Origin of the sequence: Wolbachia endosymbiont of Trichogramma kaykai (assembly GCF_045765165.1) — a bacterium.
In the GTDB taxonomy this organism is placed as follows: Bacteria; Pseudomonadota; Alphaproteobacteria; order Rickettsiales; family Anaplasmataceae; genus Wolbachia.
Genome location: NZ_JBJJXK010000003.1, coordinates 48,516 through 72,721, shown reverse-complemented (window position 1 = coordinate 72,721; position 24,206 = coordinate 48,516). Strand labels below are relative to the sequence as shown.

General features: G+C 32.7%; 26 protein-coding genes, 1 tRNA gene and 3 pseudogenes. 15 read left to right on the top strand and 15 right to left on the bottom strand.

The window, feature by feature from the left end:
• Positions 1–28: 28 nt before the first annotated feature.
• A complete protein-coding gene (locus wTKK_RS02290; protein ID WP_407511829.1) occupies positions 29–1,471 on the bottom strand; it encodes a hypothetical protein in 1,443 nt (480 codons plus the stop codon).
• Between the two features lie 30 nt (positions 1,472–1,501).
• Positions 1,502–1,681 (bottom strand): hypothetical protein, encoded by a 180-nt coding sequence (locus wTKK_RS02285; protein ID WP_407511828.1) that lies wholly within the window; start codon positions 1,679–1,681, stop codon positions 1,502–1,504.
• A 330-nt stretch (positions 1,682–2,011) separates the two neighbouring features.
• Between wTKK_RS02285 and wTKK_RS02280 the strand changes: the two are divergent.
• A pseudogene (locus tag wTKK_RS02280) lies at positions 2,012–3,340 on the top strand (IS4 family transposase).
• A gap of 133 nt (positions 3,341–3,473) precedes the next feature.
• Here wTKK_RS02280 and wTKK_RS02275 read toward each other — a convergent pair.
• Positions 3,474–4,643: an aspartate aminotransferase family protein gene (locus wTKK_RS02275; RefSeq protein WP_407511827.1), complete on the bottom strand. Its 1,170-nt coding sequence runs from the start codon at positions 4,641–4,643 to the stop codon at positions 3,474–3,476.
• A gap of 75 nt (positions 4,644–4,718) precedes the next feature.
• On the opposite strand from wTKK_RS02275, the gene wTKK_RS02270 reads away from it, so the two are divergent.
• The 6 genes and pseudogenes from wTKK_RS02270 (at position 4,719) to wTKK_RS06230 (ending at position 9,872) form a co-directional block, all read left to right on the top strand.
• Complete coding sequence (locus wTKK_RS02270) at positions 4,719–6,146, top strand: sensor histidine kinase (protein ID WP_407511825.1); 1,428 nt, start codon at positions 4,719–4,721, stop codon at positions 6,144–6,146.
• Positions 6,147–6,322: 176 nt separating this feature from the next.
• On the top strand, positions 6,323–7,060 hold the full coding sequence (locus wTKK_RS02265; protein ID WP_407511824.1) for a WD_0702 family putative metalloprotease: 738 nt from the start codon (positions 6,323–6,325) through the stop codon (positions 7,058–7,060).
• Between the two features lie 71 nt (positions 7,061–7,131).
• A complete protein-coding gene (gene tsaD, locus wTKK_RS02260) occupies positions 7,132–8,130 on the top strand; it encodes a tRNA (adenosine(37)-N6)-threonylcarbamoyltransferase complex transferase subunit TsaD (RefSeq protein ID WP_407511823.1) in 999 nt (332 codons plus the stop codon).
• A 130-nt stretch (positions 8,131–8,260) separates the two neighbouring features.
• The gene (locus wTKK_RS02255; protein WP_407511822.1) at positions 8,261–8,401 is read left to right on the top strand and encodes a hypothetical protein; all 141 of its coding nucleotides are present in this window, start codon (positions 8,261–8,263) and stop codon (positions 8,399–8,401) included.
• A gap of 222 nt (positions 8,402–8,623) precedes the next feature.
• Positions 8,624–8,788, top strand: a complete 165-nt coding sequence (locus tag wTKK_RS02250) for a hypothetical protein (protein WP_407511820.1) — start codon at positions 8,624–8,626, stop codon at positions 8,786–8,788.
• A gap of 134 nt (positions 8,789–8,922) precedes the next feature.
• Positions 8,923–9,872: pseudogene (locus tag wTKK_RS06230) on the top strand (IS5 family transposase).
• A gap of 12 nt (positions 9,873–9,884) precedes the next feature.
• Here the strand turns inward: wTKK_RS06230 and wTKK_RS02230 are convergent.
• Together wTKK_RS02230 and wTKK_RS02225 are read right to left on the bottom strand one after the other, a co-directional pair.
• Positions 9,885–10,359, bottom strand: a pseudogene (locus wTKK_RS02230) (DNA-3-methyladenine glycosylase).
• 68 nt (positions 10,360–10,427) lie between these two features.
• Positions 10,428–10,607, bottom strand: a complete 180-nt coding sequence (locus wTKK_RS02225; RefSeq protein ID WP_407511818.1) for a hypothetical protein — start codon at positions 10,605–10,607, stop codon at positions 10,428–10,430.
• A 271-nt stretch (positions 10,608–10,878) separates the two neighbouring features.
• Between wTKK_RS02225 and mraY the strand changes: the two genes are divergently transcribed.
• Together mraY and wTKK_RS02215 are read left to right on the top strand one after the other, a co-directional pair.
• Positions 10,879–11,859 (top strand): phospho-N-acetylmuramoyl-pentapeptide-transferase, encoded by a 981-nt coding sequence (mraY, locus tag wTKK_RS02220; RefSeq protein ID WP_407511817.1) that lies wholly within the window; start codon positions 10,879–10,881, stop codon positions 11,857–11,859.
• Between the two features lie 5 nt (positions 11,860–11,864).
• Complete coding sequence (locus wTKK_RS02215; protein WP_407511816.1) at positions 11,865–12,458, top strand: ribonuclease HII; 594 nt, start codon at positions 11,865–11,867, stop codon at positions 12,456–12,458.
• Between the two features lie 7 nt (positions 12,459–12,465).
• Here wTKK_RS02215 and virB9 read toward each other — a convergent pair whose 3' ends face one another.
• The 3 genes from virB9 to wTKK_RS02200 form a co-directional block, all read right to left on the bottom strand.
• A complete protein-coding gene (gene virB9, locus wTKK_RS02210; RefSeq protein ID WP_407511815.1) occupies positions 12,466–13,251 on the bottom strand; it encodes a P-type conjugative transfer protein VirB9 in 786 nt (261 codons plus the stop codon).
• A 534-nt stretch (positions 13,252–13,785) separates the two neighbouring features.
• On the bottom strand, positions 13,786–14,151 hold the full coding sequence (locus wTKK_RS02205; protein ID WP_407512211.1) for a histidine phosphotransferase family protein: 366 nt from the start codon (positions 14,149–14,151) through the stop codon (positions 13,786–13,788).
• Positions 14,136–14,411 carry a hypothetical protein gene (locus wTKK_RS02200; RefSeq protein ID WP_407511814.1) on the bottom strand — a complete coding sequence of 92 codons (276 nt, stop codon included), beginning with the start codon at positions 14,409–14,411 and terminating at the stop codon, positions 14,136–14,138. Before wTKK_RS02200 ends, wTKK_RS02205 begins: the two co-directional genes overlap by 16 nt.
• A gap of 137 nt (positions 14,412–14,548) precedes the next feature.
• Here wTKK_RS02200 and purM point away from each other — a divergent pair, with 137 nt between their 5' ends.
• Positions 14,549–15,586 (top strand): phosphoribosylformylglycinamidine cyclo-ligase, encoded by a 1,038-nt coding sequence (gene purM, locus wTKK_RS02195; protein ID WP_407511813.1) that lies wholly within the window; start codon positions 14,549–14,551, stop codon positions 15,584–15,586.
• Here the strand turns inward: purM and purC are convergent.
• Entirely contained in the window at positions 15,583–16,305 is a 723-nt protein-coding gene (gene purC, locus wTKK_RS02190) for a phosphoribosylaminoimidazolesuccinocarboxamide synthase (protein ID WP_407511811.1), read from the bottom strand. The two genes, purM and purC, sit on opposite strands and share 4 nt — an antisense overlap.
• A 65-nt stretch (positions 16,306–16,370) precedes the next feature.
• On the opposite strand from purC, the gene trmD reads away from it, so the two are divergent.
• The 4 genes from trmD to wTKK_RS02170 all read left to right on the top strand — a co-directional run bounded on the left by trmD (position 16,371) and on the right by wTKK_RS02170 (position 19,743).
• Positions 16,371–17,069 (top strand): tRNA (guanosine(37)-N1)-methyltransferase TrmD, encoded by a 699-nt coding sequence (trmD, locus tag wTKK_RS02185; RefSeq protein WP_407511810.1) that lies wholly within the window; start codon positions 16,371–16,373, stop codon positions 17,067–17,069.
• Positions 17,066–17,443 carry a 50S ribosomal protein L19 gene (gene rplS, locus wTKK_RS02180; protein ID WP_407511808.1) on the top strand — a complete coding sequence of 126 codons (378 nt, stop codon included), beginning with the start codon at positions 17,066–17,068 and terminating at the stop codon, positions 17,441–17,443. Before trmD ends, rplS begins: the two co-directional genes overlap by 4 nt.
• Before the next feature lie 252 nt (positions 17,444–17,695).
• Positions 17,696–18,949: a phosphate ABC transporter permease PstA gene (pstA, locus tag wTKK_RS02175; RefSeq protein ID WP_407511807.1), complete on the top strand. Its 1,254-nt coding sequence runs from the start codon at positions 17,696–17,698 to the stop codon at positions 18,947–18,949.
• Positions 18,946–19,743 (top strand): phosphoribosylformylglycinamidine synthase subunit PurQ, encoded by a 798-nt coding sequence (locus tag wTKK_RS02170; RefSeq protein ID WP_407511805.1) that lies wholly within the window; start codon positions 18,946–18,948, stop codon positions 19,741–19,743. The genes pstA and wTKK_RS02170 overlap by 4 nt, the downstream gene beginning before the upstream one ends.
• Before the next feature lie 113 nt (positions 19,744–19,856).
• On the opposite strand, the gene pdxH is transcribed toward wTKK_RS02170, so the two are convergent.
• The 3 genes from pdxH to wTKK_RS02155 are packed head-to-tail and all read right to left on the bottom strand — an operon-like array spanning position 19,857 to position 21,390.
• Positions 19,857–20,450, bottom strand: coding sequence for a pyridoxamine 5'-phosphate oxidase (gene pdxH, locus wTKK_RS02165; RefSeq protein WP_407511804.1), 594 nt, complete (start codon positions 20,448–20,450; stop codon positions 19,857–19,859).
• A gap of 15 nt (positions 20,451–20,465) precedes the next feature.
• Entirely contained in the window at positions 20,466–21,281 is an 816-nt protein-coding gene (gene mutM / locus wTKK_RS02160) for a bifunctional DNA-formamidopyrimidine glycosylase/DNA-(apurinic or apyrimidinic site) lyase (RefSeq protein WP_407511802.1), read from the bottom strand.
• On the bottom strand, positions 21,247–21,390 hold the full coding sequence (locus wTKK_RS02155; protein WP_407511800.1) for a hypothetical protein: 144 nt from the start codon (positions 21,388–21,390) through the stop codon (positions 21,247–21,249). The genes mutM and wTKK_RS02155 overlap by 35 nt, the downstream gene beginning before the upstream one ends.
• Positions 21,391–21,409: 19 nt before the next feature.
• Here wTKK_RS02155 and wTKK_RS02150 point away from each other — a divergent pair.
• Positions 21,410–21,482 (top strand) — tRNA-Thr (locus tag wTKK_RS02150).
• 689 nt (positions 21,483–22,171) lie between these two features.
• Here the strand turns inward: wTKK_RS02150 and wTKK_RS02145 are convergent.
• The 3 genes from wTKK_RS02145 to wTKK_RS02135 form a co-directional block, all read right to left on the bottom strand.
• Entirely contained in the window at positions 22,172–22,402 is a 231-nt protein-coding gene (locus wTKK_RS02145; protein ID WP_407511798.1) for a hypothetical protein, read from the bottom strand.
• A gap of 81 nt (positions 22,403–22,483) precedes the next feature.
• Positions 22,484–22,642 carry a hypothetical protein gene (locus wTKK_RS02140; RefSeq protein WP_407511797.1) on the bottom strand — a complete coding sequence of 53 codons (159 nt, stop codon included), beginning with the start codon at positions 22,640–22,642 and terminating at the stop codon, positions 22,484–22,486.
• A 268-nt stretch (positions 22,643–22,910) separates the two neighbouring features.
• Positions 22,911–23,165: a hypothetical protein gene (locus wTKK_RS02135; protein ID WP_407511795.1), complete on the bottom strand. Its 255-nt coding sequence runs from the start codon at positions 23,163–23,165 to the stop codon at positions 22,911–22,913.
• Positions 23,166–24,206: the final 1,041 nt, after the last annotated feature.

Genomic DNA, 24,206 nt, shown 5'->3' with positions numbered 1-24,206 from the left:
CGTCCTCGAATAGTCTAATTTTCTTTAGCTATGAAATACAACAAGCTGATTTTTTACTAGTTGATGTCCGCTTTTTTGTAGGACATTGGTCAGGCTGTGATATAGAAGGTTGGTTAAATTTTGTTTTGGGCTTATTAGAAGAAGATCGTGGTGAAGCATCATCCCCACCTTTACCTTCACCATAGTGGTCGGGCCTAAGGAATTTGCTTAAGTTTCCAGTATATGATTTACTTCTAACTGAACTATTAGGTAAATCAACAAAACCACTATCTGCACTTGTATCTGCACCTTGTTTATCCGTCTCTACTCTTTCTTCAGAAGGGGCAAGAGTTTGTGGTTTCATAGCTGGCACACGCGCAGGATCAATGGACAGTTTGTAATCCTCATTGATTACAGAGCTTTCTATGACTTTATTCATCACACAGTAAGCAATGTCTGGATTAGCACAATCTATTGCATATATTCCTTCACCACTAAGCTCTAGCTTTGATAGCACACTCTCGTCAATATAATCTTCCATATTATTTAATACATCCATGCCAAATATCTTATTAAGATGATCAACCTCTTCTCTTTTTAAAAGTATAAGATGATCATCATTATACTTAAAAGCAGGGATTAAAATTGACTTTTCTCCTTTGCTCAGATAGTCAGCGCGTCCTTTATCAGAGCAAGGGACACGCATTGTAGTATTAACTGACCTGACTGCTTTGCGACATAAATCAATGAACGAAAATTTTGCGTCTACAAAAAGTGGATTATCATCATTTGAAACTTCAAAAACACGATACTCAATCATTGAGATTTCTCTTACAATATTGTTAATGAACTGGATCTCATCAAAAACGTTTGACTTTATACGTATCTCATTACCCTTGATTTCTAAAGCTTCCTCAGGATACTTCCTATACTCTCTTATCTTTGATAACAATAAATCTTTAAACCTGTCTTGTAATTCTCTACCATTGGAATCAAAACGTACAGCATATAGGTGATTTTTTCCATCCTTAACTTCTAACTCCTCCCCCCAATACTTATCCATAGAATCTGGATCTTCTTTTACTAAATAGTTCTTTCGACTATGTACAAATTCATTGGCTACCAAACATTTTAAATTAAAAACCACCTTATTATCTATTGGTATTGAAAATTTATATTTCCCTTTATCTTTTTTTAAAAGCTTTTTATCACCTTTAAAAGGAAAAGAATCCATATCAAAAGACAATCTAGCTACATCATACCTCTCACCTGTTTCATATTCTCCATAATACTTATCTACTATACTTTCTTTCAACTTACTCAGGTAGTTCATGCATTTCTCTTTATTCATGTTTTCATCAAATGAGATAACTATATGATCCCTGTAAGAACCTTTTTCTACGACCAGATTAGTAGCAATAGCATTATTATAATGAATAATAACGTTAAACGCTCTTACTAATTCTCGATTTATTTTACTTTTACTAGGCATAACACCACCCCCTAAATTAAATTAACATAATTACTTACTACTACCTTGACCACTAGATTGATTTTTCTTTCTTTCCTCTTCACGTTTAATCCTGTCTCTAAAATCATCTATTGTAACATTTTCACCCCTCAAATTTTTCAGATTAATCTTTCCTCCTCCTGGAGCAGTATTATCAAATACTCTTTTGCCTGAATCATCGTTACCATGCATATCAACCTCTAAATTAAATTATTATGTAACGAGTATATTAAGAATCAATTGTCAGCACAAGCAATTTTTTTACATAAATTTTATTCACCATTTTTATACTCCTGGATTCCATACTGGGATGACAAGAGAGGAGGTAATGGATAGCACCTTTCCTTATTGACTTAAGTCGCAACTGTACAAACATTGCAATATGGCACATCGTTGGCACTGTCTCCAATTCAAGACCATACGTGTCAAGTTAAGAAGAAGTGAGGTAAAGTTGGTGTAAAGAAAAGAAAAAGAAGATATAAGTTCTCTTAAATTTAACAAACAAAATGGAGAACTTATACAATAAAAAGAATAGTTTGCATCTCAAAAAAGCTCAAAGAATTTTTTAATGAAAAAGCAGATAAAATCTCAACTACAACAGGATTCATAAAAAGTAAAGAGGAAGCTAAAAGGCTCATCGTTTGTAAAAGCCATAGTCTTGGGTAATATAGGGATTGATAATTGTAGTATAGATACAATTTGTCAATTATTGAATGGAGACTCGATAAATATAACAAAACAAGGTCTGGACTTTAGATTTACCAAGGAAGCAGTGGAATTTATGAAAAGAATGTATAATGAGTCTTTAGTTTTATTTAAAAATATCTTAAAGGTTGATTGCAGAATTTTGAAGCACTTTAGAAGTGTTAAGCTATTGGATAGTAGCTATATCAGCCATACCTAATGGTATGGAAAATATATATAAAGGTTATGGTACTAGCTACAGTGTTTATGAAAGTAATACTAAGTATAGAATAAAGTTACAATTAGTTTTTGACTACCTAACCCAGACATTAGAGCAGCTTAATATAACTGAGGGAATAAGGTCAGATCAGGGGTATAGAAGACATTTAAGCAATATATCGAGCAATGATTGACTAATATCTGATTTGGGTTATTTTGTGCCAAGTTCCTTTAAACAAATCAATGGAGCCGGAGCTTATTTTATAAGTCGTTATAAATCTGGTACCAACATATATGGTACAGAAACAAATCAAAAAATAGAGTTATTAGAATGTTTAGAGGATAAATTGTTTCTAGAAAATGAGGTGCTATTAGGAAAAGAAACAAAAATTAAAGTGAGAATTATATGTCACAAATTAACTGAAGAACAGTCTATAATTAGAAGAAGGGCTAATAGGTTAGCAAAATCACATGGATATACATCTTCTCAAAAGAATCAAAAATTGCTGGATTGGTCGATATTCATAACTAACGTTCCAGAAAATAAAATTAGTGCTGATCAGGTATTAATAATTTACCGAGTAAGATGGCAGATTGAATTATTATTTAGATTGTATAAGAGTCACATCAGGCTTGACGAACTTACAGGAAAACCATACAGAGTATGGTGTAAACTATACGCTAAATTGTGCGCAATTCTTATATTTCATGGAATAGTTGGTTGTACAGAACTAAAAAAGAGTACAGAACTTAGTCTAATAAAGGAATTTATTGAGCTTAAAAGGCGAGTTAGACAGCTATTCTTAACATTAAATTGTGTAGTCAGTAAGGTACAAATTTTCCTCAAAAAAACTCGTCTTAACCTGATCAAAATTCTCCTTAAAAGACAAATATAGAAAAACAAGAATATCAACTTTGAGTGCACTAAATTTCCTCATTTTCCCTTAACTTGACGCGTATGGTTTATAGAACAGGAAAAGGCAAAGTGTACAAATGAAGTAGCTGATAAAGTTGTAGCTACTCCTTTATCTGCAATTTTGATACAGCCAACAACTAGTGAGCAGGAAGGTTTAATTTTTAACTAGAACTTTTTAGATAAATACTGAGTGAGGATTTCAATGCCTTCATCAATCTCTTTTTCAGTGATAATGAGTGGAGGCAAGATTCTTAGAACATTATCTGATGTTACTCCAACAGTAAGTAAACCACGTTGACTTAGCTCTTCTGCAAATTTTTGGTTATTCATTTTTACTTTTATTCCTAGCATCAACCCTTTCCCTCTCACTTCTTCTATCATTGGAAACTTGCTTGCTAAGTCCTCTAGTTTGTTTTTTAAATACTTACCTCTAACTTCAACATTTTCTAAGAAGCCAGCGCTGAGCAATTCATCCAATACAGCATTACCTACTGAAGTTGCAAGTGGATTACCACCAAAAGTAGAACCATGCATACCAACCGCCATGTACTTAGCAACCTTTTCAGTTGCAAGACAAGCCCCCAGAGGGAAACCTCCTCCTATTCCTTTTGCAAGAGCACATATGTCAGGCTTAATTCCTATGTGTTCATATGCAAATAACTTTCCTGTCCTGCCAGCACCGCACTGAACGCAATCAAAAAATAGCAGTATGTCGTTTTCGTTACATAGTTCTCTTAGCTCTTTCATGAAGACTTCACTCATTACTTTAATACCACCTTGTCCCTGTATTGGTTCTATTAATATAACACCTATGCCATTAGAAATTGCTTTCTTTACACTCTCAATATTGGGCTCTATGTTATCACACCAGTCAATATAAGGATTCAGTAATTCAGAAAATTTCTGTCTATCGTTTGTTGCACAAGTTAAAAATGTCCTTCCATGAAATGCACCATGAAATGTTAGAATTCTATAGCGATTTTTATTACCTTTTCCATTTTGATAGGCCCTAGCGATTTTAAGTCCACATTCCACTGCTTCTGATCCAGAATTTGCAAAAAATACAGTATTAGCAAAGCTGTTGTTTATTAAATTTTCTGCAAATTTGTTGGCAGTAGATATATTATAGGTATTTGATATATGCCATAGTTTTTCTCCTTGTAATTTTAGGACATCAGTTAATCGTGGGTTGGCATGACCTAAACTGCTAACAGCTATTCCAGAGTGAAAATCTATATAGCGCTTATTATCGATATCATACAAGTAAATACCTTTGCCATAAGAAAAATTTATGTTAGTAGGAGAATAAACTGGCAAGATAGGAGAAATTGTCATAAAAGTATGATATGCTAATTTTTTATTAATACCATAAAAGACGTTATTTCACAATGAGAAGAAAATGAGAAGAATATGTATAAATTAAGTAAATTAATGTTTACTACACTAAAAACAAATAGAGATACAAAAATTATCTCGCTATTCTTATTAATTTTTGTGGTCTTATTGGGCACAATATACCGCAATTATTCATTAAAGAATAATTTTCTGTCTTTTTACCGCAATTCAAATGCAAACTTAAAAGATATATTGGAAAATAGTATAATAAAAAAACATCATTATTTACTAATAGAAAAACATCATACTAAATATAACAGTTTTGATTACATGAACCAGTTGGTAAAATTGCGTGCTGAATTGTTACAATCAGTAAGCAAAGTAAGAAATTTTAGCTTAATACTGTATGATCAAAATGCCAGAGTAATTTTCAGTAATTTTAATACTCAAGGTCATGACTGTGAGCAGTTGCTTACAAATGATGAAATTGATAAATTGCTAAGCAATCAAGAAATATTTTACGCTACAGGAAATACATTAACTTCTACTTTCCCTATATTTCATGAAGATGACATTAAGCCTTCATTTTTTTTGAAGATCATTCAAAGCTATAATGACTCTTATATTATGGTATATAGTCTATTTTCAATATTAATTGGCTTATTACTGGTTATCGTAATACTAATAATGCTTTATTTGCACTTTTCCAATACCCAAATGCTAGCCAAGCAGCATAAAACTAATATTGAATTACAAAGGGTTAAAGAGGCATTAGAGCAAGAAAACGCAAATAAGATAAAATTTTTTGCAAGTGTTACACATGAGTTGCGTACACCTCTGAATGCTATTATTGGATTTGCAAAGTTGATCAAAAATGAAACTTTAGGTTCGGTAGATCACTCTGAATACAAGGAATACGTAGACGATATATATAATGCTGGTACACATTTACTTGCTTTGATTAATGATGTGCTCGATTTTTCTAAAGCTGAATCAAGTAGTTTAACAGTAGAGAAAGTGAAGTTTAATCTGAATAAGATAATAGATTCGTGCTTAAAAATGTTATCACCTAAACTAAAAGAAACAGGTATTAGTTTAAAGAAAGAGATATCTGATAAACAATTATTAGTTATCGCCGATCCAAAAAGAATGAAGCAAGTTATAATAAATTTGTTATCAAATGCAATCAAGTTCACTCCTCAAGGTGGTTTAATAAGAATGATTATTAAAGAGAATATAGAAAAAAATTTATTAACTATTGAGTTTCATGATAATGGAATAGGGATAATGCAGCAGGACATATATAAAGTTATGTCCGTTTTTGGCCAAGCAGATTCGGGATATAGAAACGAAGGCACAGGTATCGGATTACCTCTAAGCAAGAAACTAGTAGAGTTAATGGGTGGGACTTTCAACATTCAAAGTGAAGCAAAACTTGGTACTACGATAACATTGAGCTTCTTTTATGAAGAGCAAACATGTGAAAAGTTGATTGATTTTTAGTAAAATATATTTGATATTGCACTTTTATATCTAGTACGTTCCTAAGTCATACTGACGTGATGCCTCTTAGCTAATAATAAGTAGCGGAATGTAAGTAAATTAAACTTTTTTAGCTATACTTCCTGAAAACACTTTATAATTCTTGAGCATAAAGAAAATTCCTTTAATCATGAAGCATGCTAATCAGGAACTTAATAAAACAAGCAACTCAAGTAGGAAATAGTGAAAACTTAATACAATATGTCAAATATCTCTATCAATTTGAGAAGTTTAGAAATACATTCAACCTCACTTTGTCACTAATAAAGCAAAATAGACTCTCGTTTGAAATATATCAAGAAGGATTAGTGAACATGGAAGAGGGAGTGTGTAAGACAATTCGTTCTTCTGGTTTAAATAAGTATGTTATTGTGCTAAGAAGGTCAAATCCTTACATCATAGTACATGAACTTTCACATATGGTTGAAAATGAACTGAACTTGAGCTTAGAGCAAGAATTTCTCTATAAAGTTTATCAGGATATTGAGCAGAACTTAAAGCAGTCAAATATTCTGGTACAAAAAATTATTGGTCAAATTATATTTGAAGAGATACAAGTTTATCAAACTCCAAAATCACGTGCGTCTGAGTTATTCGCACGCTATTTTGAGCTGTTTGCTTGGGCTCAGGAAGTTTATCCTAAAGATAAAGAATATCTAATTCGCACTCAAGATTTAAATAAATTATTTCTTGCTACCAACCAATGGAAAAAGAGCTACCTGAATCTACAAATAATGGAGAGAATAGATAAAGAAGTAAAGGAATATAGCGATAAAACTGCCTTTAAAGATATAAATAAAGTACAAAGCAGCTGGACTAACAAATTTTCCTCTGGGAGTAAAAAAATTGGTTCTATATTTGGAGATGATAATTAGCTTAACAGAACAAAGTTCACTTCTTCAACATTTCAAGTTATAGTTCTCACAATTAAAGAGTTCAAATATATATGAAAACTATATTAGCTGTTGAAACAAGCTGTGATGAAACTGCAGCAGCAATTGTAAATAGTAATAAGCAAGTCCTTGCTCACGAAATTCTTTCTCAGGAAGAACACAAAAAACGCGGTGGGGTAATACCTGAAATAGCGTCACGTGCTCATATGAAGCATTTAAGTGGTTTAATAAAAAGTGCTATGGAAAAATATAACCTTAATTTTTGTGATTTGGATGCAATTGCAGCAACATCAGGACCAGGACTCATAGGTGGATTAATAGTTGGTACAATGATAGCTAAAGCAATTGCACACGTAACACAAAAACCGTTTATTGCAGTTAATCACTTAGAAGCACATGCGTTAGTTGTTAGACTACTATATGAGGTTAAATTTCCGTTTTTAGTCCTTCTGATATCAGGTGGTCACTGCCAATTTTTAATTGCACAGGATGTAGGTAAATACATCAAACTTGGAGAAACGCTTGATGACTCATTAGGAGAAGCATTTGACAAAGTCGCTAAGATGCTGGGTCTAAGCTATCCAGGAGGTCCATTAATTGAAGAGTTAGCTAAAAAAGGTGATGGTATGAGATTTAAGCTGCCAAGGGCAATGATAAAACGTTCTGGATGTGATTTTTCATTTTCTGGAATTAAAACAGCGGTAAAAAACTTAGCACGAGAATTTGTAATGAGTGAACAGGATGTGTGTGATATGTGTGCTTCGTTTCAAGAGTGTATTAGCGACATATTACTCGATAGAGTCAGAAATGCTATTGGTATCGCTGTATCTTTAAATATTAAAATCAATGATTTTGTAATTACTGGTGGAGTTGCGGCAAATAATTTCCTGAAAGAGAGATTAAAAAAGCACATAGACTTGAACGTGCTTTCTCCTCCAAGCAATTTATGTACAGACAATGCAGTGATGGTTGGATGGACAGGTATTGAAAGGTTACAGAGAAACTATGTAGACTCTCTTGACTTTGCACCAAGGCAAAAGTGGGAATTATAAAAATATTACTAGCACAAAAAATTATCTACTATACAATGCGGCCGCTGGTGAATTTTTGTAGGCTTAAAAATTACAGTGGTATCTACTAAAGCCTTATTCACTACCGGCATCATTATTTATGAGGTGCAGTATGTTCAAAAATAAATTTGATACAGTTACTAGTGTTTGCAAAGCTAAATCTAGTACAAGCGAAAAGACACCCAGTTCAGGTTTATTGGTTGCGGGAAACGTTGGTATGGTCAGAGCAATTAGTAAGATAGAACTCTCTTGATTACAAGGCAATTCAGAAAATAAAGTCAATAAGCAAGACCTAATAATCATATATGATTATATTAATAAAGTAACTCAAGAAGAAAACTATAATATATGTACTAATAATCTTGATTGTATAAAAAGCACGATTTTAGCAGAAAATATAAGTGATTCATTAGCTGAAAAATTTCGTCAAGATGGATAGAATATAACAAGTAATGATGGTTATTCGCTATTAACAGTGGCTATTGAAAGAATTGGGAAAGAACAAAAGAAAAATAGGAATTATGATATTCATATTGAAATAGCTGTATCTCTAATTCTTGGTATGGGCAGAGAATTGATTATAAAATTGGAGAATTTTGCAGATAGTAATGATAAAACACTTCTACATTATTTAGCTTAGTCGGGCTGGCTTTGTTGCATAGCTAGTGTTGGTAGAGGTTATTGTAAGAAGAAAAGCTTTTCAATATATGACTACTAACGAATTTTGTTGTAGAATAGGCATTTTCCAAACAAGCATAACTTATGCTGTAAAAAGTGAGAGTAAGCAACCAAAGAGAATATAACGAATTTCTCAAAAAAAAGAGGAAATATTTTTCATTTTGTTAATCAAGCTATAGAAAATTGGTATGAAAATAGTCCAAAAGTTGCAGGTGGCAATACTACTTATAGTGATAAGGTTGTGATTTTAATACACATAATAGTTCATCTTTTTAGAATTGGCTTGAGGCAAGCTGTAGGTTTTGTAAAAGGTTATATGGTACAAATAGGCAAAAAAACTTAAGATTATCAGCTATACACAAGCTTCCAGAAGATTTAAAAAGCTTAATTTGAAGATTGATGACAATAGAGCCAATAAAGATGATTTTGAAAATATTGAAATTGCCGTAGATAGCACTAGAGTTAGTATCTACAATAATAACGGTGGGCACAGTAAGCTTAATACTCGAAAAAGAAAATACAGTGGTTATGGTCAAGTAAGAAAACTACATGTTGTTTTAAACGTGAATGATAAGAAAGCAATAAGCATGAACTACACTAGTAGTGTTGCTGTAGACTATTTGCCGGTCTGTGATATGTGAGAAGAAGTCAGTGATAAGTATAATATTTGTTCTATTCGAGCAGATGCGGCTTATGATATAAAAAGTGTGTATAAAGAATGCAGAAAATACAATATTGTGCCTATTATTCGCCCTAGAAAGGATACTAAAATTTGTTTAGCTGATTACTTATCAGAAGGAAACGAGTATATTAGTAGAATTAGGTCATATGAGAATTATGAAGATGGTATTAATGAATGGAAGAAAAAAATTAAGTATGGAGCACGGTCTTATATTGAAGTCTTTTTCTATAGGTTGAAGCAAATATTTGTGTTTAGCTTGAAAAATAAATCAGAGGTAAATCATGAAAAAGAGCTGTTAATTAAGTGCTACTTATTGAACATATTTACTGATATAGGTATGGCTAAATTTAAATTATCTGCGTAAATTTACTTTGATTTACATGCCTATCAGTCCTATGCAATAAAGCCAGTCTGGTTTGAGGTGATATTCATAGAGACAAAATTCATGACTTATAGTAAGGTCTTGTTTATTATGTTCTTTTGTAATGTTTAATTTTTGCACAGTATGCCCTGGCCCGCCTAAATTTGCTTCAAGCGGTTCAGTGAGCTTTAATCCTCGTATTAACACTGCTGCTGGGAATCCTTCTACTTCTGTTACAAATATTTAGATAGTAGTACATTCCATACATAAAATATACGTACGAAAACCCTGGCGTACCAAACATTACTGAGGTTCGATTAGTATAGCCTCTTGCTACATGACAAGATGGGTCATCCATTCCTATATACGCTTCAACTTCAGTTATTATTCCACTAAAATTAGCAAATTTCAGCATCTTCCCTAGCAGCTCCCCATCTACGGTTAAAGTTGGCCATTCATAGAAATTTCTTGGTAGTATTGTGTTATTCATCATAGAAGTACAAGTTACTTACACTTGTAAGCAAGTTATACTATTTTCGCTTTTTCTTATTTATTTAGTCAAGAGCATCTCTGAGAAGTAGAAGTTGGTGTTGTTGTCACATTTGTTGCATCTGTTGAAGGCTGCTGTAAAACCTTGACTGATTCAGAGCTCTTTCGTTGCAATTGCGGTACTAACTCTTCATATAAAGATTTTGGCTCACGTCTCTTACCTATTTTGACTTCTTTATTTGCACGCAACTGCTCTGCAGTAACACTGTTGCCTTCAAGGAGAGTTGCACCATTATTACCATCAAAGAATTCATCCCATTCTTCATCACTGTCTAATTTGATATATCCACGCTTGTTCTTGCCTGATACTGCATTCTGAATGCTAGACGATCCTTATGCAAACTTTGCTATAACTAATCAATAACTGAATTTACTCCAAATAAAATGAGCTGATAAAAAGGTATAAATTGAGATTAGGTAAAGCTTTTGGTATAATACCTAGTTAATTTTGAATAGGCAGGTGACCTCAGCTACAAAGACGTTTTTTATCTCATTTATTTTTGGGTTTATTCTCTTTCCCTATTTTATAAAACTTCTAAAAAAGATAAGTAAAGATGGACAGCCAATCAGATCATATGGACCAGAAAGCCATTTAATAACAAAAAAGAATATACCACCTATGGGCGGAATAATAATACTAACTTCTGCTTTATTACCAATCCTGCTTTGGACTCAATTAACACCAGAAATTTCATTGCTGGTATTTATAACTGTATTTTTTGCTCTACTTGGATTTATTGATGACTATTTAAAATTGAAGACAAATCACCACCGAGGTTTAAGTGCAAAAACCAAAATACTTATTCAGTTTGTCGTTACTCTGGTCTGTATGTTTATACTTAAGCTACAATCTGCTGAAGGTTTTACAAAAATTTCTCTATTTAGAGAGGTAGCAATCGACTTTGGCTATCTATATCTTCCGTTTGCTGCATTTGTAATTGTCGGCTCTTCTAATGCTGTGAATCTTACAGATGGCCTGGATGGCCTTGCTGCAACTCAAGCCATTACTTCCTTTGCTTTTTTGGGAATAATTGCATACGTAACTCAAGCAGATGTAAACATTACTTTATTCTGCATTGCATTTATAGGAGCTATTTTAAGTTTCTTGTGGTTTAACACACATCCAGCAAAAATATTTATGGGTGATGTTGGGAGCCTATCAATCGGTGCAGCTTTAGGACTCACTAGTGTTCTAATTAAAAAAGAAATGCTTCTTGCCATTATTGGAGTAATCTTTGTAACAGAGACTTTATCTGTGATTATTCAGGTATCATATTTTAAATATACAAAATTTAGATATGGAGCAGGAAGAAGAATTTTCCTTATGACACCAATACATCATCACTTTGAAAAGAAAGGGTGGTCAGAAAATACAATAGTTATAAAATTTTGGATAATTTCTATCGTTTGTTCGATTTTTGCTTTAACTTTCTTATTATAGGAACTATGAAATATCCAGATTTCACATTAGAAAATACATTATCAGGAATTATAGCAGGAGTAGATGAAGTTGGAAGAGGTCCGCTTGCCGGTCCAGTGATATCTGCAGCTGTAATATTTACTGATATAGATACGGTTATTGATGGAATAAACGACTCAAAAAAGCTAACCCCTAAGTGTAGGCAAGTTCTATACGAAAAAATAACGTCTGTTGCAAAATTTGGTATAGGAATGGCAAGTGTAGAGGAGATAGACTCATACAATATCTTGCAAGCAACAAAGATTTCAATGAAACGTGCGCTGGTAAATTTAGATTTAGAACTAGATTATGTGTTAGTTGATGGTAACCAACCACTTGAAGTGAAATGGCAAACAAAGTCTGTAGTGAATGGTGATAGTTTAAGTATATCAATTGCAGCCGCTTCAATCGTTGCAAAAGTTACAAGAGATCGACTTATGGAAGAATTGCATAATAAACATCCTCAATATAATTGGTATAAAAATAAAGGATACGGAACAAAAGAACACCTCAGCGCTATTGGCCTTCATGGAATTACGAAGCACCATAGAAAGAATTTTGCACCTATAAGAATACTATAGCCTTTAATCACTTACCTTTTTTGAAAGGTATGTTTTCATTAAACAGGCAGACTGTACTTGATCCGTTTCTTAAGGTAAATACCGAGTTTACTCTTTCAATTATCAGGTAGTCATCAACTGTACGAAAATTTATCAAGGACTCATTTCCTGCAGAATCAACCATAAAAACTGCCGGGAAATCAGAGTTTATTTTATTAAATTGTAGATATGTAAATTTTCCGTCATCAAAAACCTTAATTGGTATTATTGATTGACTGCCTTTAACGTGCGATATGGAATAGTTAAAATTCAAGCCTTTCTTTATAACCTCAATATCACTTATATCAGGGATAGTGGTATAGCTAGCTTGCTCTAGAATATCACCATTACTCGTTGAATAAATTTCATCACTGTTGAACAGTGGATAAAGAAACCTTACTTCATATGCTAACCTTGGATCATCTAGCCCGGTTGCTTCTTCGGCATGAAATTCGAAATAATAAACTCTTTTATTGGTAATTATAGTTGCATTAGTATCGGCAATATCATCTATAGGCTTAATAAATAATCTATTACCTTGAGGAAGGAGTTGCCAACCGGCTGCATCACCCATTGAAAGACTCTCTATTACCTCCCCCGGCTCAAACAATATGCTGGATTGATAACCATAAAAGCCCGTGTACTTATGTATAGCCTGTGGATTATAATTCATTACCTTTATGTGGTTATCACCAGCTATTGGTCTTGGTTCCTGTTTTGCAAGTGCATAACCACCACAAAAAAATAATAGTGCAACAAAGAGTACCCTAATCATAGTATCAAAATAAACTGATCTTTATTTTATCATTGATAGATATGTACTGCAACTATCAAACTATCCCAGTAGTAAGCGACAGAAAATGCAAGCTTCATAATAATTCATTACTGCAGGAAAAAATTCTTTAAACATTATTTTCATATATGTTAAAATGAGTTGTGAGGTAAATTAGGGAGTGTTAAATAAACCATAGGCGTCAAGTTAAGGAAAAGTGGTATAAGGAAGAAAGGAAACGAAAAAAAAACTATTTTATATATTAAGTAATAAAGTTATTAATTTATAGACTATTCTGAAAAAATTACCTTCTTCTAGATAAGAACTCCCTAAAAATAAATGTAACAAATAAAATACCTATCTCAAATGTCGCTATATTTCACGATATTTCCTTAACTTGACGCCTATGGTTTATTTAACACTTCCTGCAAATTAACTACAGATTTTATGTCTAAGTTACTCCACAAAATTTTTCCTTTCCCTATCCAAGATTCAAATTTATAGTATCGATTCGTTTTTATGAAATATGAAGCCATCTCAAGTTATAGTTAAGCCTATATTCAGTGAATTACTTTCACAAGTGCAATTGATTTTAGTGTTATACTGTTCTAACAGTAAAGAAGTCATATAGATAATAATGTCTTTTGTATCCAAACGAATATCATTTTTTTTTGTTAATTTGCTCACTAATGATGTACTTATTGATTTATGCTCATTTACTACTTTTATAGTGAGCAGTGTTTTATCTTCTGTTTTAGTCAGTAAAATAGACACTAATTCAATTTGTGCCACTGCACTGATTATAGTTATCACCATATTGGAAATTATCTTATTTATTTTTTCAATTAAGTTTTCTGTAGGACATTCACTTACTCTCCACTGAAGCTTTACTTTTTTTTTAATAAATAATTTTCTATATTGGATTTAGTCTTAACAAAGCTGAAATTATCTGATGAATGAGAATACGCTTGCTTCATAACTTTATATTTATATATTAAATCATCGGAGCTTTCTTTGAGTAATGACAATGCTTCGTTTTGCATATTAGAGTTGTTTTCTTCAAGCTCTTCCAATCCACCCATTATTCCTTGCATAGAACTAGCAAAATCATGAAGAATTCGTCCTGATAGGCATTCTGTTATTAACATTATGTTTTTATTCATTGGATAAAAGTATAAATGATTTAAGTTAACCCTATATTAGTAGGCACGTGGTAGTCAATTTAAGAGAAAGTTTCGTTGCGCTTTTTGTGTCAAAGCATTAATATAGTATTAATAATTATAAGATTTACGAAGGCGTTATGAATACTTATGCTAAATCTGGAATAGACCTTAAACTATATAACGAACTAATAAAAAAAGTTAAACCTATTATTGAAAGGACTAAAGGAGAAGAAGTAACTAGTGAAGTAGGATCATTTTCCGCATTGTTTGACTTTTCTTCGCTGAGTAAGAAATATGACCATCCAGTACTTGTTTCCTCAACTGATGGAGTGGGCACAAAACTATTAATAGCTCAAGAGATGAATAAGCATGATACTATAGGTATAGACTTAGTTGCAATGTGTGTAAATGATTTACTTGCACAAGGAGCAACACCTTTATTTTTTCTTGATTACTTTGCAACAGGAGTTTTAAACAAAAACGTTTTATTGTCTGTAATCCAGGGAATTGCAGAAGGGTGCAAGGAATCTAAAATAGCATTAGTTGGTGGAGAAACTGCAGAAATGCCTGGAATGTATGGTAACAATCACTATGACCTTGCAGGATTTGTGGTTGGTGTTGTTGATCGAAAGCAAATTCTTCCAAACTGTAGTATAATGAAAGCAGGTGACTGTGTAGTTGGTTTAGAATCAAATGGAATTCACTCAAATGGATTCTCTTTGGTGCGCCATATTTTTAAAAGCTTAGGTATAAATTATAATGATATATCTCCATGGAATAATAAATCTTGGGGTGAAATATTGCTTAAGCCAACAAAGATATATGTTGATTCTTTGTTGCCTATTATGCCAAAGGTAAAAGGCATTGCGCATATAACAGGTGGCGGGTTAATAGACAATATTCCAAGAATTCTCTCAGGAAATTTATTTGTAGATATAAATATTAATTCTTGGAAATGGCCAGATATATTTTTATGGCTGAAAGAAGAAGGCAAAATAGAAAAGAGAGAAATGTTAAAAACATTTAATTGCGGCATAGGTATAGTACTGATTGTAGATCCCGATAGTATGAAGGATGTGGAAAGCCATTTCCAAAAGCGTGGAGAAAAAATTGAGATTATTGGAAAACTTGATGAAGCATGTCAGCCTCCACTTGATAGAGTAGTATTTAGTTAGTCTAACTTTACTGACAGTCTTTTTGCAACTTCTGAGTATGCTTCTTTTAACTTTCCTAGGTTTAAACGGAAAACATCTTTGTCTAGCTTTTTATGAGTATTTTTATCCCATAGCCTACAATTATCAGGGCTGATTTCATCGGCTAAAATGATTTTAGTGCTGTTGTTTATCAATTTGCCAAATTCTAACTTGAGATCAATTAAATATATATTTGCATTTGAAAATAGGTCGACTAAGATTTTGTTGATCTTTAAAGTTGTAGTTTTAACTTCTTCCATTTCTTTATTGGATAACCAACCAAAATATAGTATGTGATTTTCATTCACCATTGGGTCAGCTAGGTCATCATTCTTGTAAAAAAACTCGATTATAGGAGATGTAAGTGTCTCACCTTCTTTGATGTTAAAACGTTTGCAAAAGCTGCCAGCTGCAATGTTTCTAACCACTATCTCAAGAGGTATTATCTTGAGTTTTTTGACTAGCTGTTCTCTTTCGTTTAGAGTGCTTACAAAGTGCGTGCTAATTCCTGCTTCTTCGAGCTTTTCCATGATAAAAGCACTAACATGATTATTAATTATTCCTTTGCCCTCAATAATTTCATGTTTTTCCTTGTTGAACGCTGTAACATCATCTTTAAAGTGCTGTATGACATTTAACGAGTCTTCAGTTGCTATAATGGATTTTGCTTTACCTTCGTAAATGATTTTATTCGGTGACATGATTAATTTAGCTGTGTACTATAAGATAATATCAAACTGCTGCTTAGTTTACTACAAGTTTGCTAATGACGTTTAGTGTTACAGTATTAACCATATTTCCAGAAATGTTCCCTGGGTTTTTGAACTATTCTCTTGCTGGAAGAGCGTTGGAAAAAAAAATATGGAATCTTGAAATAGTAAATATTCGTTCTTTTGCTAAAGATAAACATTCAACTGTGGATGACGTTCCATATGGAGGTGGAGCAGGGATGGTTATGCGCCCAGATGTGATTGGTAATGCAGTTGATAATGTGCTTTCTGCTCATAAAAATACTAGATTTATTTATATGACTCCATCTGGTACAAAATTTAATCAGAGCATTGCAAAGGAGCTAACAGAAATTCCTCATGTAACAATATTGTGTGGTCGATTTGAAGGTGTTGACCAAAGAGTAATTGATGTGTATACTCCCCATGAGTTGAGTATCGGAGATTATATACTTTCAGGAGGTGAGCCAGCTGCAATGGTGGTTCTTGATGCATGTATTAGGCTTCTTCCAGGTGTAGTAAATAATTTCGATAGCGTTGCTGAAGAAAGTTTTAGTTATAGTGGCGGTATGCTTGAATATCCTCAATATACTAGGCCTGAGCAGTGGAATAGGTATAAAGTTCCTGAGGTTCTGTTGTCTGGCAATCACAGAAAAATAAGTGATTGGAGAAGGGAACAGTCATATATTAGAACAAAGGAACGTCGACCTGAATTGTTGAATGGAGATGATAAATGACAAACTTGCTTGAAAAATTTAACGAACAACAAATACAAAGATTATCCAAAGAGATGCCAGCTTTTTGTCCTGGCGATGATTTGAAGGTCACTTTTAAGGTAGTTGATAGTATGGGTGAGCGTATACAGATATTTGAGGGCGTATGTATATCAAAGAGAAATCGTGGACTACACTCTTCTTTTTCAGTTAGAAAGGTAAGTCATGGAGAAAGTATAGTATCACAATTTTTTGTTTACTCTCCTGCATTAATTTCAGTACAAGTGATGAGAAAGGGAAAGGTCCGTAGAGCAAAATTATATTATCTGTGCAAGCTATTTGGGAAGGCTGCAAGGATCAAAGAACGTACTACTTATGTTAAAAAAAAATCTAAGTAGATACAATAGGGAGTGATGTCGATTGTATCATCTCAAAACCCTCTCTTATTATTCCAATGTGTGACGCACAACTGTACTTTGTCTCCCGCTGTGGTGTCATCGCAATGTTTGACACTGGGATCCATATTCTCCTTTTGGCTTGTGCTTTCATGAGAAATATAAAAATTATTTGCAGGCAAAGCCTGTTAGATCTCAGTGTCAAGCACTGGAAAATGGGAAAGTCTTTTCAAATCCTCATGTAAAGAAAAGTAAATGGGTATAATAAAGAAAAACTTCCTTAAGTTGCTTCAATCTAAGCGCGTACATGCTCGTGTAAAAAGAAAAAATAAAAAGAACAGCATTTTATGCTTTTGCTCTTTTACAGCACTGATTGTCTCAGTTGGGTGTCCTATATGTATATTACTAAGTATATTAGTTAACTCTTATAGTGCTTTAACAGTGACGAAAATTTTATTGCCAGTTGAAATAAATGCTGATCTTACTTTAACAAATAATCCTAGTGATTTGCGGTATAAGTCCATTGGCTTACTCAACGATTCTTTACGTAAGGTGTTTAAAGAAACTGATTTTAAAGACAGTGACGAAATTTTAAGTCGCGATTCTTACAAAGAACTAGAGAAATTTTTTCGTAAGAAAGTGAAAGATAGTGGTGAATATGAGATCTGGTTTACCGCATCGAGTGTGATCAATTCACTATATAAAAATAAATGCTTGAATGATCATTATGCTAAATTACTTGATTGGTTAAAAGAGAAGGGAAGAGTAAGAAAATTTTTTAATAAGTCTCTGTTTCTTAAGTCTGATTCTCGTGAGCCTGAGAATGCAGGGATTTTAGGGGCATTTATCGGTTCATTAATGATAATTATAGTATGTTTAGCGTTGGCATTGCCAATAGGAATTATGTCAGGTATCTGTCTCTATGAATTTATGCCTAGAAATAGGATAATCACCAGTATTGTAGAAATTAGCATGAATAACCTTGCTGCAGTGCCTTCTATAATATTTGGTGTGGTAGGACTGACTCTCTACTTGGGCATATTTGGTTTACCCCGTTCTTCACCGCTTGTTGGTGGGATGACTCTTTCATTTATGATGCTGCCTAATATCATTATTGCAACAAAAAATGCCTTTACAAACGTTCCTATTGCAATAAAAGATGCAGCATTTGCGCTAGGTGCACCTCACATCAAGGTGATATTGGATCACTCTTTACCGATTGCGTTGCCACGGATAATACATGGTGCAGTGCTTGCAATTGCAAGGATTTTAGGCGAATCTTCCCCTTTACTTATGATAGGCATGGTAGCATTTATTGCTGATACACCTACATCCTTCTTCGATCCGGCAACTGTTTTACCTGTACAAATATACATATGGTCAAGTAGTCCTGAAATTGCATTTATTGAGCTTGCTGCCATTGCAATTATAGCTTTATTGTTAATGCTATTTGCTTTGAATTTAATAGCAAATTTTGTAAAAAGAAAGTTCGAGTTTTTTGATTCATGAAAATTACAATCCTATCTGGTTATGGCTTAAATTGCGAAAAAGAAACTGCATTTGCATTTATGGAATGCAGCAGAAAGCTTGGTATTAATAATATTGAAGTAAAAATCGTTCACATTAATGATATTATAGATAATCCAAGTGAACTGAAATTAAGCAATATACTTGCAATTCCAGGAGGTTTTTCCTATGGTGATGATACTGGCGCTGGTAATGCATTTGCTTTGCGTATAAAAAACAACTTGTTAGACGAATTTCAAAATTTCTTATCTCAGGATAAGCTTATTATAGGGATATGTAATGGTTGCCAGATATTAGTAAAATTAGTTCCAGAATTCTCTAATCTAGCTTTAACCTCTAATGATATAGGTAATTACCAATGTCGTTGGATTAGAGTGAGAGTTAATCCGCAGAGTAGTTCTGTTTGGCTACGGGGCCTGAGTGAGCTATATCTTCCTGTTGCTCATGGAGAAGGCAGGTTTTTTATGGATCAAGATATTTTAAATCAATTGATTGAAAATAATTCCGTTGCACTGCATTACGTTGATGAAAATGGTGACTATGCAAATTTACAATTTCCTTACAATCCAAACGGATCTATATACGACCTGGCAGCTTTGTCAGACAAAAGCGGTAGAGTTTTAGCTTTAATGCCTCACCCAGAGAGAGGAATATTTTTTACTCAGCAGGATAACTGGCCTCTTGAAAAAGAAAAATGTAAACGTTCAGGAGTAGCTATGCCAAAATATGGTGATGGAATGCTCATATTTGAGAATGCACTAAAATATTTTGCGTAAGTATTAGAATACGTTACATACAACAAGTTTTTAAGCCATAAAAAGTTACTTGATCAGGTCCTGTTATGACAATAAATCCTTATCTTTGATCTGCAGAGTAGCTTTCTCTAACGTTAGGGATATAATTGCTCCACTTTCCAATTGCTTTTCTCAACAAGAGTATATCTAAACCTAGTGTGTCTCCTATATTCACCTTCTTGCCAAAATTCAATTACCTTTGGGATTACGCAAAATCCCACCCAAAAGTCAGGACGAGAAACTTGTGTATTGTGAAATTCTTTCTCTTTCAATTCTATAGCCTGCTCAAAATCTTGCCAATTTTTCAGAACTCTTGATTGTTTTGAGCACCACGCGCTAATTTGACTATTACGTGCTCGAGAAGAGAAATATTCGTCAGCCTTTTTGCCGCTTAGAAGCATAACTTCTCCTTCAATTCGTACTTGTCTAGAAAATTCTGTCCAATGAAATACGAGTGCAGCTTTGGGGTTCTCAGTCAATTCTTTTCCTTTTCTACTGTTTACGTTAGTAAAGAACACAAAACCTTCTTTACTATATTCCTTTAGTAATACCACTCTTGCAGATGGAATGCAGTCTTTGCTACACGTTGCTAGCATCATTGCAGTTGACTCTTTACACGGAAAATTAAGTACTTCTTGATACCACTTTGAGAACAAATCAAAAGGATCTTTTTCAGGTAAGAGTGCCATATGCAAAAATAAAATTTAATTTTGACATGCATTGCAAAAATAAGTGCTACGACCATTTTGTCGTATAAGTGTTATGATATTGTTGCAGACTCTGCAAGGTTTTTGCACTTTACCATATACGTAAAAGTTATTTTGAAAGTATCCAGCAGATCCAGATGGTTGTGCATAATCTTTCAGTGTTGAACCACCAGCAGCAATTGCATCACTCAGAGTATTTTTTATTTCGATAGCAAGTTTTTCGCACTCTATATATGTTAAATCTTGTGCTAGCCTAAGTGGTGATATGCGAGCTCTAAATAAGCTCTCAGAAGCATATATGTTACCTACGCCAACTATTAGCTTATTATTCATTAATACTGATTTGATATTTGCTTTTCTGTTCTTTAGCAACTTCTGTAAATAATGTCCGTCAAATTCATCTGTGAGGGGTTCTATTCCTAGGTTGTTAAAAAAATTTAGTTCTTGCTCTCTGTTTAAAACAATCACTAATCCAAACCTTCTTGGGTCATTAAAGATTAGTGAAGTGTTGTCAGAAAATAAGAATATCACATGATTATGTTTGTTCTGTGCTTGATTGTCTTCAGCATATATAAGCTTTCCGCTCATGCCAAGGTGTATGATTAAAGCCATACTAGCATCTATATTCGAGATTATATATTTACCTCTACGCTTGATATCATTTATAACTTTGCCCTTTAGCAAATCATCAATATTCTTCGTCATTGGTACACGCAAATTACAATTATTGACTGTCACATTGCTTATTTTCTTATTTTTGATTTTATCAAATAAGAAGTTAGAGATTACTTCCACTTCTGGGAGTTCTGGCATCTTGTCTACTCTGTTGCTGTTTTTTTCTTTTTAGAATGTTTTGCTTTAAAGCTTTTGCCAATCTTTTTCTCTCTTCTTCTTTTTTCTTATTTCTTTTCATGTTATTCATTATCATAATACGTGAACTTGCCGTTGTAGCTCAGGTGGTAGAGTACGTCATTGGTAATGACGAGGTCCCAAGTTCGAATCTTGGTAACGGCAGTTTAGAGGACGATATTCATAAAGTCAACCCTCTAGATGCTAATTAAATTATAGAAAAACGTCTAGTAAATACCTTTTATACACTACCATTAAGCTGCTTTTTCAGTATTACTATTCAATAATAACTGCCGTAATTTTTCTTTAGAAAATCCATGCATTAAAAGAAATTGTATAATCCTTTGCCAAAAATCCCTCGCAATATACTGAAGGATTATTAAAATTTACGTTGGCAGGGTTAAACCTGTTACCATAACTTCCTCCACCACAAATATTTTCATAGCAACACTGCTTACAATCTTCAGGCCTATTTTCCATATCACTCAAAAAGTTATTAAAAATTTATCTGATAAGAACTTATCCCAACTAGTATTGCTTATGTTATATTCAACAAACTTATGAGGGACACATGTTCTCCTTGAGAAATAAGATCATTGAACTTATCAATCATTTCCATCGATATATGAGGCTCTCGATTGCGTCACGATTGGTCAGCTTTATTAAAGTACTAACAGTAGGTGCAATTAATATTACACCTTTCTATAGTTTTAAGTATAATACCAGCTTTTTTGGGTTTCATAATTACCTATAATCAAGCTCTTTTTATCGCAGCAACCTAACATGTATTGGACGCTCACTTTATACCTATCAAATTGACAATATGTTCAAAGTAGTTATTTTTACCGTAAAAGTTATATAGAAATTTCTTTATCCTTTTTGTGATAATTGTCAGTCAGGTTTTCTGTAATCTTATCTGCCCAGCATATATTACCATGCCCTCCATCATCTCTATCAAACTGACAATGGCTACTGTGATTATTTCTACCATGAAAATTACTTGAAAGCTTTTCTATTCTTTTAAGTATGAAACTACTACTAACTTGGACGATATTAGCGCTAAGAAGCTCTAATAATAAATCCAATTGGTTTTCCTTTATTGTTTGCCATAATTATTTCTCCTTAAAATGGCAAAGTCTAGGTTTACTATAGCTTTTGTCAAGCATTTATCTGAGCTCTTTATATATTGGAGTGCTACTCGTTATTTTGTTGGCTTTCAAATGTATAACTTTCGTTATCTTGTTTTCAAGGACTTTTAACTTAATATTACCACCATTAAAGTCAATACTATAGCATTCTAGTTCTTGACCATCCTTGAGTCCCATATTATGGCAGTTACTACCTAATTTAACCCACGTATCTTTTGTGATTCTAGGCTTCTAGTTAAATTAAAGCATATATCACTATACTTATCAGTATCTTGGAAAGCTCAATTTTTATTGAGTAATCTACTAGGTAACAAACTGAGAAGTATGCTAGAATCTCTTATAGAGGCTATGATATCTTTTATAAGAGACTCTGGTGAGTAATGTTTTAAATGACTTGCAAATAAGTCAACATTAAAATTAACTTGCTTTGAAGTTATTTCACTTATTAACTATTTACAATAGTTAATAAGTTGTACCTTCCATTACTAACCTCATTTAATTTCTCATCAATTATCATTGCAAGAGTAAAACCTCTGTTATAGCTCAACATGCTTATGTTTTGATCAAGTAAATGCTTTTGATTTATTTTTTCGAAATCAATATCAGGTATTAAAGAATTAAAATACTCTATTAAAGTAATATTAATTATTTTTAAGTACTCATCTTTATCAATAAGTTTCGTGTCAAGTAAGGTTTTCACTCCATAAAATTCCGTAAATCCTTCAAAAAACCACTTATATTTTATTTCTTTTTCTTATCGTTGTCTTGCTCTATTATATGTCCTATATATCTGTGAATTAATTCATGTGATGTCACTCTAGTATAATCTTTGATATTTTTTTTAAGCTTCCCTCAATAATTACATAGTCCTTTCCTGCAGCACCTATAGTTCTACTAAGATTGGTATTATCAACAAGTACTATATTATACAGCTTACTTTCTAGTATGAATAAGTGATCTTGAGCTAAGATAATTTTATTAATAATATTTACAAGACTGATACTATTATGAGCATTGGTATAAATCTTATTTCTTTTATCAAGATCAAAACTTCTAAAATTGTCAGTTCTAATAATTTTTTCTATATTATCAAAAGGTTTTCTAAAAGGTAAAAATCAGGTAAGTTTTTTAAATGTGATGAAGAGTTATCTAAAGCAATAGCAGAATGCATATACTGAATGTATATAAGGAAAAAAACAAATAATATAATTTAATAGACTGTGTACATTTTTAAGCTTAATGTTTGCCATAAATAAAACAGGACATTGAAGAAGTATAAGTAATTACGATTAAGCAAACATAATTTATTGCTAAGTAGGTGATAAGGATAATTTTAATTATCTCTTTAAAACTTTACTCTTTCCATATTATGGAACACCTTATAATAAAGAATGAGAAGAAAGTTATAAAGGATTCCATATTCTTATCATCATAGCGCTGTTACTACAGTAATAACACTAAGAATAACTATAAGTTTCTTTGAATAATAGTTGAATTTTGATTGAAATTTTGAGGCTATAAAAACCGTAGGTACCAGTTGGTTTTTATTAGCTAAAGTAAAGGTCAAGTATCTGGAATTCTGAAAATAAAATCCGCCTATGAAAAAAAAGATTAGAAAAAATGCAGTGCACATACGACAGAAATCAAGTATGTGTGTATGCACCCACATACGCTGAAGAGGAACACTACATTTTTGTATGAGTTCGATTGTTTAATAAAAAAAAGTCTGCAGACAAAGATC